The sequence below is a fragment of the Variovorax sp. GW823-FHT04B03 genome, assembly GCF_058796495.1.
In genome coordinates this window covers 1,670,356-1,682,012 of sequence record NZ_JBXAIT010000001.1, presented here as the reverse complement: position 1 = coordinate 1,682,012, position 11,657 = coordinate 1,670,356, and the positions used below count along the sequence as shown (strand labels likewise).

The window sequence follows — 11,657 nt, the reverse complement described above, 5'->3', positions numbered from 1 at the left end:
TGGAGAACGGAAGGACGCTCGGACCGTGCGAGCACGGCCGGTGCTCATTCGCCAGAGGCTGCCTGCACCGCGGTCAGGGCGCGGAGGATGGATTCGCTCGTGGCCGGCGCCTTCAGCGGCGGATCGACCCGGTGCCCGCCCGCGGCCGACACGGCATCGCGGATCGCGAAGAACACCGAGAACGGCAGCAACAGCGGCGGTTCGCCCACGGCCTTGCTGCGGTGAATGGAGTCTTCGAAGTTCTGGCCCTCGAACAGGCGCACGTTGAACACCGGCGGGCAGTCGTTGGCCGTCGGGATCTTGTAGGTGCTGGGCGCGTGCGTGGTGAGCTTGCCGCTCGCCGGGTGCCACACCAGTTCTTCGGTGGTGAGCCAGCCCATGCCCTGGATGAAGGCGCCCTCGACCTGGCCGATGTCCACGGCCGGGTTCAGCGACTTGCCCGCGTCGTGCAGGATGTCGGCGCGCAGCAGCTTCCATTCGCCCGTGAGGGTGTCGACCACCACTTCGCTCACCGCCGCGCCGTAGGCGTAGTAGTAGAACGGACGGCCCTGCATCTTGTCCTTGTCCCAGCTCAGGCCGGGCGTGGCGTAGAAGCCGTCGGACCACAGCTGCTTGCGGTCGAGGTACGCCTCGCCCACCACGGTGCTGAAGGCCAGCGTGCGGCCGTTCACTTCGACCTGGTCGTTGGCAAAGCGCACGTCGGCGGCGTTGCCGCCATGGCGCTCGGCGGCACACGCGGCCAGGCGTTCGCGGATCTGGCGGGCGGCGTCCTGCGCGGCCTTGCCGTTCAGGTCGGCGCCGGTCGAGGCGGCCGTGGCCGAGGTGTTGGCCACTTTCGTCGTGTCGGTCGCGGTGACGCGCACGCGTTCGAAGCTCACGCCCAGTTCGTGCGCCACCACCTGTGCCACCTTGGTGTTCAAGCCCTGGCCCATCTCAGTGCCGCCGTGGTTCACGAGGATGGAGCCGTCGGTGTACACGTGCACGAGCGCGCCGGCCTGGTTGAAGTGCTTCACGTTGAACGAGATGCCGAACTTCAGCGGCGCCAGCGCCAGGCCGCGCTTGAGCACCGGGCTCTTCGCGTTGAAGGCCGCGATCTCTTCGCGGCGCAGGCGGTAGTCGCTGGTTTCTTCGAGCTCGGCCACGAGTTCGTGGACGATGTTGTCGGTCACGGTCTGGCGGTACGGCGTGACGTTGTTCTCGCCCTTGCCGTAGAAGTTGACGCGCCGCACATCGAGCGGGTCGCGCTTCAATTCGCGCGCCACCGAGTCCATGATGTTCTCGATGGCAATGGCACCCTGCGGGCCGCCGAAGCCGCGGAAGGCCGTGTTGCTCTGCGTGTTGGTCTTGCCCGAGAAGCCGTGCATGCTCACGTTGGGCAGCCAGTAGGCGTTGTCGAAGTGGCACAGCGCGCGCGTCATCACCGGGCCCGACAGGTCGGCCGAATGGCCGGCGCGCGACACCATCGTGATCTCGGCGCCGAGGATGCGGCCCTCGTCGTCGTAGCCCACGTCGTACTCGTACCAGAAGCAGTGGCGCCGGCCGGTGATCATGAAGTCGTCGTCGCGGTCCAGCCGCAGCTTCACGGGGCGCTGCAGCTGGCGCGCCGCGATGGCCGCCACGCAGGCGAACAGCGCCGACTGCGATTCCTTGCCGCCGAAGCCGCCGCCCATGCGCCGGCATTCGACGTGCACTTCGTTCGAAGAAAGGTGCAGCGCGTGCGCCACCAGGTGCTGCATCTCGCTCGGGTGCTGCGTCGAGCAGTGGATGTGCAGCGTGCCGCCCTCCTTCGGGATGGCGTAGCTGATCTGGCCTTCGAGGTAGAACTGTTCCTGCCCGCCGACGTCGAGCGTGGCGCTGTGGCGGTGCGGTGCCTTCGCGATGGCGGCGCGCACGGCGGCCTCGTCGCCTCCGTTGGCGGCCCCGCCGCTGCGCACGATGTGCATCGGCGGCACCACGTACTGGCCACGCGCATGCGCGTCCTGCGGCGTGAGCACGGGCGGCTGCGCTTCGAGGGTGATCGCGTCCTTGGCCTTGGCGGCGGCGCGGCGCGCGGCGTCGCGCGTTTCGGCGATCACGGCGAACACGGGCTGGCCGAGGTAGCGGATCTGGCCGCCGTCGTTCACGGGCAGCAGGATCGGGTCGTCGTGAATGATCGAGCCGCAGTCGTTGGTGCCGGGGATGTCGTCGGCGGTGAGCACCGTGACCACGCCGGGCATGGCGCGGATGGCGTCGAGCGACAGCGCCGTCACGCGGCCGTTGGCGGCCGGCGACAGGCCCAGCGCGCAATGCAGCGTGCCGGCGAGTTCGGGAATGTCGTCGATGTAGGTGGCCTCGCCGGCCACGTGCAGGTGCGCCGACTCGTGCGGGCGGCTGATGCCCACGCGCATGCCGCGGCCGTGCGCCAGCGCTTCGGCGCCCACGTCGATGCGGGCGGCGGTGTTCTTCAGGTAGTCGGCAAAGGCCTCGGCGGGCTGCAGCAGGCGGGCGTCGATGGGTTTGTTCATGGTCAGAGTCCTTCCGCCGCAACCTTGGCAACGACATGGGGCATCACGCTCCAGACGCTGGTTTCTTCGATGGACAGCGCGTCCTGCGTGCGGGTTTCGAGCCACAGGCGCTGGATCAGGTTCTGCGCCACCTGCAGGCGGTAGTCGGCCGAGGCCCGCATGTCCGAGAGCGGCTTGAAGTCTTGCGCCAGCGCCAGCTTGGCGGTCGCCACGCTGGCCTGCGTCCAGGGCTTGCCCACGAGCGCGGCTTCGGCGTTGGCGGCGCGCTTGACGGTGGCGGCCATGCCGCCGAAGGCCAGGCGCACGGCCTTCACCGTGTCGCTGCCGGCTTCCAACTCGATGGCGAAGCCCGCGCACAGCGCCGAGATGTCGCAGTCGAAGCGCTTGCTGATCTTGTAGGCGCGCACCTGGCGGCGCATGGCGGCCAGCGGCACGGCCAGGCCCTGCACGAACTCGCCGGGCTGCAGCTCGTTCTTCATGTAGTCGAGATAGAACGCGGGCAGCGGCATGCGGCGCACGACGTCGCCGCGGCGCAGCTCGATCTCGGCGTCCAGCGACATCAGCACCGGCGGCGAATCGCCGATGGGCGAGCCGTTGGCGACGTTGCCGCCCATGGTGCCCGCGTGGCGGATCGGCGGCGAGGCAAAGCGCAGCCACACGTCGGCCAGGCTGGGCACGCGGGCCACCAGCGCGCCGAAGGCGGCTTCGAGCGAGGCGCCGGCGCCGATGTAGAGCTCGTCGGCGCGCTCTTCGACCGTCTTCATCTCGGCCACGTCGCCGACATAGATGATGTCGCCGAGGTCGCGAAACTGTTTGTTGACCCACAGGCCGACGTCGGTCGAGCCGGCCAGCAGCTGGGCGCGCGGCTTCTGCACGCGCAGTGCGGCGAGCTGGGCCAGGGTCTTGGGGGCGTGGAAGTGGTCGATGCGGGCGCCCAGCGGGGCGGCGTAGTCCAGGCCGTCGTTCTTCAGCGCGGTGAGCGCGGCCACCACGGGGGCGGTGTCCAGGCGCACGGCCGGCAGATCGAACATGCGCTGGCCGGCGTCGAGGATGGGGCGGTAGCCGGTGCAGCGGCAGAGGTTGCCCGACAGGTCGTCGGCCAGCTGCTGGCGCGTGGGCTGCGTGCCCTCGGCCTGGTGGTGTTCGTAGGTGGCCCACAGCGACATCACGAAGCCCGGCGTGCAGAAGCCGCACTGCGAGCCGTGGCAGTCGACCATGGCCTGCTGCACGGGGTGCAGCGGGTGGACGGCGTGCTTGGCCGGGGCTTCCGTCTTGGGCTTGCACTGCGACGCGCACTGGCCCTTGAGGTCTTCGACCGTGAACAGCGCCTTGCCGTGCAGCGTGGGCAGGAACTGGATGCAGGCGTTGACGGTCTGCAGCTGCAGGCCGTCGACCGCGCCGGGTGCGTGGGCGTCGGTGGCGAGTTCGCCGATGACGACGGTGCAGGCGCCGCAGTCGCCTTCGTTGCAGCCTTCCTTGGTGCCGGTGCAGCGCGCGTCTTCGCGCAGCCAGTCGAGCACGGAGCGGGTCGGATGGACCCCGCTGACGTCGACGATCTTTCCGCGATGGAAGAAGCGGATCGGTTGAATCGGATTGCTACTGCTCTCGGTGCTCATGCTTTTTCAGGCTCGTGGGCGGCCCGTCATGGGCCAGTCATGGACGTTAGCGGCTTGCGTGGGGTCTTGCATACGGGCACGCCCATAACGCGTATGTGAGGGTCGGTATGCCACGTCCGGGGAAACCCTTGGATTGACGCTGCAATTCCCGGGCCATGCCGGAAACCGAGGGTTTTCAGCCTTTTTCAGCCGTGTGCGATCGCGGTCCAGGCGGTGGCGAGCAGCGTCACGCCGGCCACGAAAAGCAGCCCGGCGACCAGCCATTGCAGCGTGCGCGGCTGCAGCTTGTTCGGCAGGCGATGGTGCAGCCGCGTCGCGGCGTAGACCACGGGCATGGCGCAACCGGCCAGCAACGCCGAGTGCCACGAGAAGTGGCCGGTGGGCACCACGATGACGAGCCGCACGAGCGAGTTGAAGGCGAACATCAGCAGCAGCGCGCGGCGCACGAGTTCGCGGTCCAGCGGCTGGCGGTACATGTGAAAGACGATGGGCGGGCCCGAGGCCGAGAACAGCCCGCCCAGCACGCCCGAGAGACCGCCGATGAGGGCGAAGCTGGTGCGGCCCGACACGGCCGGCAGCGGCTTGCCCTGCAGCAACAGCAGCACGGCGCAGATCAGGATCGACACGCCCAGCAGGCCCCGCAGCCAGTCCACGGCACTGCCGCTGAGCCACACGAGCAGCATGAGCCCGACGATCACGCCGACGGTGCTGCCGTTGAGCGCGGGCTTCATCAGCTGCCAGGGCACGGGGCCGGGGCGCGCGCGGAAGTAGGTCCAGGCGTTGATGAGGCTCAGCACGGTCGCGGCATTGGCCGCGTCGTTCACGCTGGCGATGTCGAACACCGACACGAGGCCCAGCAGGATGAGGCTGAACGCAAAGCCCGTGAGGTTCTGCGCGTAGGTGGCCAGGCCCACGCAGGCCATGAAGATCAGGACCGGGACGGCCCCGGAAAGAATCGCTTGCACCGGGGTGTCGTCAGCGCGCGCCGAAGCTTGCGGGACGGTGAAGGGAGACGGGGGAAAGGGGATGCGGGACGGACATTCGGACGGGGATCGGGGGACGGGGGCGCGAGGCGGGGACGCTTGAGAATAACGCGTGTGTCCGGGGTGCGTGCCCAGGCCACCGGGTACTTCCCTCCGCGAATGTCCCCCGGGCTTCGCCCTCCTCCTTGATTTCGCTGCGGGAAGCACCCAGTGCCCTGTGCACGGGGCACGCTGCGGGTGTTCGGCGGTCGCGGTCAGCCGCGCTCCGAGAACAGGGCCACGATCACCTGCCGCAACCACCGGTTGCCCGGGTCGGCCTCGAAGCGCTTGCTCCAGTGCAGCGACACGGTGAAGTCGCGCAGCGGAAACGGCGGCTCGACGATGGCGTAGCCGCCCTCGGCCGCGAAGCCACGCGCGATGTTGCGCGGCATCACGACCGCGAGGTCGGTGGCGCGCACGATGGCCGGCAGCACCATGAAGTGCTCGGTCGTCAGGCGCAGGCGGTCTTCGAGGTTCAGCAGCTGCAGGATGCGCAGCGTGTCGGCGTGGGTGCGCACGGCCACATAGTCGAGCTCGTGCAGCGCGGCCAGCAGCGCCTGGCCGCTGCGCCGGCGCTTCACGAAGGGATGGTCGTGGCGCAGCAGCACGATGTAGCGGTCTTTCAGCAGCTGGGTGCGCTGGGTGTCCTCCACATGCGGCAAAAAACCGAAGGCGAAGTCAACCCTGCCGCTGTCCAGCGCGGTGGCGATCTCGCCCGGCGCGAGCGGCATGGTCTCCACGCGCACGCCCGGCGCCAGCTCGCGCAGCCGCGCCATCAGCGCGGGCAGAAAGCGGCCCTCGCCGATGTCGCTCATGTGGATGCGAAAGAGCTTGCGCGAGGCGGCCGGGTCGAAGCGCTCGGGCTCGGCCAGCGCCTGCTGCAACATGGCCAGCGCCGACTGCACGGGCACCGCCAGCCGCTCGGCGCGCGGCGTGGGCGCCACGCCGCCGAGGCTGCGCGTGAACAGCGCGTCGCCCAGCAGCAGGCGCAGCCGCGTGAGGCCGTGGCTGGCCGCCGGCTGCGTGAGGCCCAGGGCCTCGGCGGCGCGGCTCACGTTGCGGGTGCGGTAGACGGCGTCGAACAACCGGAGCAGGTTGAGGTCGACCGAATCAATATGCACCCCATTCATATTCGATAGCTGGCTCATTGCATTGAAGTATGACGCAGGCCCGCCCACACTCCCGCGTTCTCCCCACGACAAGAAGCACGAGACACGATGGAAGTTTCATTCAGCAAGGAAGTGGAAATGCTGCGCCTGGGCGCGGGCGACACCTTCCACGGCGAGGGCATCCTCGCGATCACCAAGGGCCTGCTGCAATCGGGCGTGGCCTACGTCGGCGGCTACCAGGGCGCGCCGGTGTCGCACCTGCTGGACGTGATGGTGCAGGGCAAGGCCTACATGGACGAGCTGGGCGTGCACGTCGAGGCCTGCTCCAACGAGGCCTCGGCGGCGGCGATGCTCGGCGCCTCCATCCACTACCCGCTGCGCGGCGCCGTGACCTGGAAGTCGATCGTCGGCACCAACGTGGCGGCCGATGCGCTGTCCAACCTGTCGTCGCCCGGCGTGACGGGCGGCGTGCTGATCGTGGTGGGCGAGGACTACGGCGAAGGCGCCAGCGTGATCCAGGAGCGCACGCACGCCTACGCGCTCAAGTCGAGCATGTGCCTGCTCGATCCGCGGCCCGACCTGGGCGTGATGGTGCGCATGGTCGAGCAGGGTTTCCAGCTGTCGGAGGCGTCGAACATGCCTTGCCTGATGGAGCTGCGCATCCGCACCTGCCACGTGCGCGGCAGCTTCGACTGCAAGGACAACATCGCGCCCGCCGTGTCCACGCGCGCGCTGATGGACGAGCCCGCGGGCTTCGACTACATGCGCCTGGCGCACCCGCCCGTCACCTTCCGCCACGAGAAGCTCAAGGGCGACGAGCGCATGCCCGCCGCGCGCCGCCACATCGTGGCGAACGGCCTCAACGAGCTGATGGCCGGCCGGCGCCACCCCGACCTGGGCATCGTGGTGCAGGGCGGGCTGTACAACGCGCTGATCCGCAGCCTGCAGCAGCAGGGCCTGGCCGATGCCTTCGGCGACACCGACATCCCGATCCTGGTGCTCAACGTGACCTACCCGCTGGTGCCCGAGCAGGTGGCCGACTTCTGCATCGGCAAGCGCGCGGTGCTGGTGGTGGAAGAAGGCCAGCCCGAGTACATCGAGCAGGACATCGCCACGCTGCTGCGCCGCCGCGACATCCAGACGCCGCTGCACGGCAAGGACCTGCTGCCGCAGGCCGGCGAGTACGGCGTGGAGGTGCTGTCGGGGGGCCTCGCGGCCTTTGCCGAACGCTACCTCGGCGCGAGCGAAGCGGCAGCCTCGGCGCAGGCTTGGCTGGCCGGCAACCGCGAACGCCGCGAGGCGGTGGCGCGCCGGCTCGATGCGCCGCTGCCCAACCGCCCGCCGAGCTTTTGCGTCGGCTGCCCGGAGCGGCCGGTGTTCTCGGCCCTCAAGCTCGCGCAGCAGGAGACCGGGCCGGTGCACATCGCGGCCGACATCGGCTGCCATGCCTTCGGCACCTTCGAGCCGTTTTCGATGGGCCACTCGATCCTCGGCTACGGCATGAGCCTGGCCAGCCGCGCGGGCGTGGCGCCGATGATGAACCGGCGCACGCTGTCGATCATGGGCGACGGCGGCTTCTGGCACAACGGCCTGCTCACGGGCGTGCAGAGCGCGCTGTTCAACGACGACGACGCGGTGCTGCTGATCTTCAAGAACGGCTACACCTCGGCCACCGGCACGCAGGACATCATCTCCACGCCCGACGACGAGATCAAGGAACGCGCGGTCGACAAGCAGCAGAGTCTGGTCGACAAGAACCAGACCATCGAGGCCACGCTCACGGGCCTGGGCGTGAAGTGGATGCGCACCGTGACCACCTACGACGTGGAGCGCATGCGCAAGACGCTCACCGAGGCGCTCACGAGCGACTTCAACGGCCTGAAGGTGGTGATCGCCGAGGGCGAGTGCCAGCTCGAGCGCCAACGCCGCATCAAGCCGTGGATCGCCGGCCTGCTGAAAAAAGGCAAGCGCGTGGTGCGCGTGAAGTACGGCGTCGACGAGGACGTGTGCAACGGCGACCACGCCTGCATCCGCCTGTCGGGCTGCCCCACCCTCACGCTCAAGGACAACCCCGATCCGCTGAAGGTCGACCCGGTGGCCGTCGTCATCGACGGCTGCGTGGGCTGCGGCCTGTGCGGCGCCAACGCGCACGCGGCCACGCTGTGCCCGAGCTTCTACCGCGCCGAGGTGGTGCAGAACCCGAAGTGGCACGAACGCCTGCTGCACGGCCTGCGCAGCGCGATCGTCGGCGCCCTGCGCCCGGCCTGAGAAGAAAGAACCGAGACATGGAACAGAACCGTCCCACCACCCTGCTCGTGTGCGCCCTCGGCGGCGAAGGCGGCGGCGTGCTCACCGAATGGCTGGTCGACGCCGCACGGCACGCGGGCTACGCGGCGCAGAGCACGTCGATCCCCGGCGTGGCGCAGCGCACCGGCGCCACCACCTACTACCTCGAAGTGTTCCCGGTGCCGATGGCGCAGCTGGACGGCCGGCGGCCGGTGTTCAGCCTGGGCCCGGTGCCGGGCGCGCTCGACGCGATCGTCTCGTCGGAGCTGCTGGAGACCACGCGCCAGATCGGCAACGGCATGAGCGCGCCGCTGCGCACGCTGGTCATCAGCTCGTCGGCGCGCGTGCTCACCACGGCCGAACGCATGGTGCCCGGCGACGGCCGCGCCGACGCGCAGCGCCTGCTCGACGTGGTCAAGGCCTTCAGCCGCGAGCACCACGTGCTCGACATGGGCGCCATGGCGCGCGAGGCCGGCACGGTGGTCAGCGCCGTGATGCTGGGCGCGATCGCGGGCAGCGGCCTGTTCCCGTTCCCGCGCGAGGCCTACGAGCGCGCGGTGCGCGGCGGCGACGAGGCCGCGCCCGACAAGCTCGGCAAGATGGCCGCCGCCAGCCTGCGCGGCTTTGCCGCCGCCTTCGAGGCCGTGCGCGCGCCGCGCGCCCAGGCCGCCTTCGTGCAGGGCGTGCTGGCTGGCGACGACACGCGCGACGCGCCCCCGCCGCCGCAGGCCCTGCCCGACGACGTGGCACGCCGCTTTCCGCCGGCCGTGCACGACATGCTGGCACTCGGCCATGCGCGGGTGCGCGACTACCAGGACAGCGCCTACGCCGCGCTGTACGCCGAGCGCCTCGCGCGGGTGCTCGAGGCCGAGCGCGCCGCCGATCCGTCGGGCGCGCAGGGCTTCGCGGTCACGCGCGAGATGGCGCGCTGGCTGGCGCTGTGGATGGCCTTCGACGACATCGTGCGCGTCGCCGCGCTGAAGGGTCGCGCCAGCCGCGCGCAGCGCGTGCGCCAGGAAGTGCGCGCAGGCGACGACGACCTCGTGAAGGTCTTCGACCACTTCAAGCCCGGCGCGCCCGAGTTCGCGGCGCTGCTCCCGCCGTCGCTCGCGCGCCGCGTGACCGCCTGGGACCGTGGCCGCCAGTCGCGCGGGCGCGCGCCGTGGGCGCTGCCGCTGCAGGTGGGCAGCCATTCGGTGCTGGGCATGGCCTCACTGCGGCTGCTGGCCTCGCTCACCTGGCTGCGCCGGCGCGGCAGCCGCTTTGCCGAAGAGCAGGCGCTGATCGAGCGCTGGCTCGCCGCCGTCGAGACCGGCACGCGCGCGCACTGGGCGCTGGGCCGCGAGCTGGCGTTGTGCGGCCGGCTCATCAAGGGCTACGGCAGCACCAACGAGCGCGGCAAGCACAACCTGCTGCACGTGATCGACGAGCTCGCGGGCCGTGCCACGCTGCAACCCGCCGCGCGCGCCGAGGCCATCGCCGCGGCCCGCGAGGCCGCACTCGCGGACGAAGGCGGCAAGGCGCTGGACGCCGCGCTCACGCGCCACGGCGCCGCGCCGCGCCCGGTGCAGGCGCAACCCATCCGCTGGATGAAGCGGCCCAAGACAACGACCACGATCTGACAACGACCACGATCTGAGGAGACAAAGAACCATGAACCCATCCACCCCCGCTTCATCGCGCCGCCTGCTGCTGGCGCTCGCGTTGGCCGGCACCGCCCTGTGCGCGCCCGCCGTGCATGCCGACACCTGGCCGTCCAAGCCCATCAAGGTGATCGTCAACTTCCCGGCCGGCGGCGCGGCCGACCAGCTCGCGCGCGCCGTCTCGCAACCGCTGCAGGAAGCGCTGAAGCAGCCCGTGGTGATCGAGAACCGCGGCGGCGCCAACGGCAACGTCGGCGGCGAGGCCGTGGCGCGCGCGGCGGCCGACGGCTACACGCTGCTCATGAGCTCGGGCGGCATGGTGTCGGTGAACCCGCACCTGTATGCACGCATGAGCTTCGACCCCGCCAAGGACCTGGTGCCCGTGGCCGCGGCCGCGCGCGTGCTGGTGTTTTTGGTCACGCGCCCTTCGCTGCCGCCGACCGACGTGAAGTCGTTCATGGCCTACCTCAAGGCCAACCCCGGCAAGCTCTCGTACGGCTCGCCGGGCAACGGCAGCTCGCCGCACCTGGCGGGCGAGATGTTCAAGAGCCAGGCCGGCCTGTTCGCGCTGCACGTGCCGTACCGCGGCGCGGCGCCCGCCTTGCAGGATCTGCTGGCCGGCCAGATCGACTACGCCTTCGACCCCGGCATTGCCCTGAACCAGGTGCGCGCCGGCAAGCTCAAGCTGCTGGCCGTGGGCAGCCCGCGCCGCTCGTCGCAGTTCCCCGACGTGCCCACGCTCGACGAGGCCGGCCTGCGCGGCTTCGACGCCGACACGGTGTTCGGCTTCTACGCCCCGGCCGGCACACCGCCCGAGGTGGTGGCGCAGCTCAACACGCAGGTCAACCGCGCGCTCGCGCTGCCGGCGGTAAAGGAGCGCATCGCGGCCATCGGCGGCGAGCCGGCGCCAGGCACGCCGGCCGACTTCCAGCGCCGTGCGGCGGCCGACTCGCAACGCTTCGGCGCACTCATCCGCGAGCGCGGCATCAAGGCCGACTGAGCAGCCGGGACAATCGACGGATGAGCAGCACTCCCTCTCCCACCGACGCTTCCGGCAAGGAAGTCGTCTACACCGCACGCGTCGAGTTCGGCGACTGCGACCCGGCCGGCATCGTCTGGTTTCCCAACTTCTTCCGCTGGATCGACGCGGCCTCGCGCCACTTCTTCGCCGAGTGCGGTGTGCCGCGCTGGGAGGAAACGGCCCAGACGCTCGGCGTGATCGGCACGCCGCTGGTCGACACACACACGCGCTTCGTCAAGGCAGCCAGCTACGGCGACACGCTGCACATCGCGGTGCGCATCACCGAATGGCGCGACAAGAGCTTCGTGCAGACCTACCGCGTGACGCGCGGCGACGACCTGATCCTCGAATGCGAAGAGGTGCGGATCTTTGCCGCCAAGCGCGAAGGCGGCGGCATCCGCGCGGTGCCGATTCCGCCGACGATCCGCGCGCTCTGCACGGGCTGAGCTACACCGC

The 11,657-nt window shown here is 70.3% G+C and carries 8 protein-coding genes; 4 read left to right on the top strand and 4 right to left on the bottom strand.

What is annotated here, in order from left to right; genetic code table 11:
- Positions 1 to 44: 44 nt before the first annotated feature.
- From xdhB to AC1RAD_RS07835, 4 genes are all read right to left on the bottom strand, one after another.
- Complete coding sequence (xdhB, locus tag AC1RAD_RS07850; protein WP_492734411.1) at positions 45 to 2,504, bottom strand: xanthine dehydrogenase molybdopterin binding subunit; 2,460 nt, start codon at positions 2,502 to 2,504, stop codon at positions 45 to 47.
- Between the two features lie 2 nt (positions 2,505 to 2,506).
- A complete protein-coding gene (xdhA, locus tag AC1RAD_RS07845; protein ID WP_492734410.1) occupies positions 2,507 to 4,120 on the bottom strand; it encodes a xanthine dehydrogenase small subunit in 1,614 nt (537 codons plus the stop codon).
- 185 nt (positions 4,121 to 4,305) lie between these two features.
- Complete coding sequence (locus tag AC1RAD_RS07840; protein WP_492734409.1) at positions 4,306 to 5,085, bottom strand: TSUP family transporter; 780 nt, start codon at positions 5,083 to 5,085, stop codon at positions 4,306 to 4,308.
- 272 nt (positions 5,086 to 5,357) lie between these two features.
- Positions 5,358 to 6,272, bottom strand: a complete 915-nt coding sequence (locus AC1RAD_RS07835) for a LysR family transcriptional regulator (protein WP_095744196.1) — start codon at positions 6,270 to 6,272, stop codon at positions 5,358 to 5,360.
- A gap of 87 nt (positions 6,273 to 6,359) precedes the next feature.
- On the opposite strand from AC1RAD_RS07835, the gene AC1RAD_RS07830 reads away from it, so the two are divergent.
- Genes AC1RAD_RS07830 through AC1RAD_RS07815 form a run of 4 tightly spaced genes read left to right on the top strand, consistent with a single transcriptional unit; the run spans position 6,360 to position 11,647 of the window.
- The gene (locus AC1RAD_RS07830) at positions 6,360 to 8,519 is read left to right on the top strand and encodes a thiamine pyrophosphate-dependent enzyme (protein ID WP_492734408.1); all 2,160 of its coding nucleotides are present in this window, start codon (positions 6,360 to 6,362) and stop codon (positions 8,517 to 8,519) included.
- 17 nt (positions 8,520 to 8,536) lie between these two features.
- Positions 8,537 to 10,159: an indolepyruvate oxidoreductase subunit beta family protein gene (locus tag AC1RAD_RS07825; RefSeq protein ID WP_492734407.1), complete on the top strand. Its 1,623-nt coding sequence runs from the start codon at positions 8,537 to 8,539 to the stop codon at positions 10,157 to 10,159.
- 31 nt (positions 10,160 to 10,190) lie between these two features.
- A complete protein-coding gene (locus tag AC1RAD_RS07820; RefSeq protein ID WP_492734406.1) occupies positions 10,191 to 11,180 on the top strand; it encodes a Bug family tripartite tricarboxylate transporter substrate binding protein in 990 nt (329 codons plus the stop codon).
- Positions 11,181 to 11,200: 20 nt separating this feature from the next.
- Positions 11,201 to 11,647, top strand: coding sequence for an acyl-CoA thioesterase (locus AC1RAD_RS07815; RefSeq protein WP_307584612.1), 447 nt, complete (start codon positions 11,201 to 11,203; stop codon positions 11,645 to 11,647).
- Positions 11,648 to 11,657 lie beyond the last annotated feature (10 nt).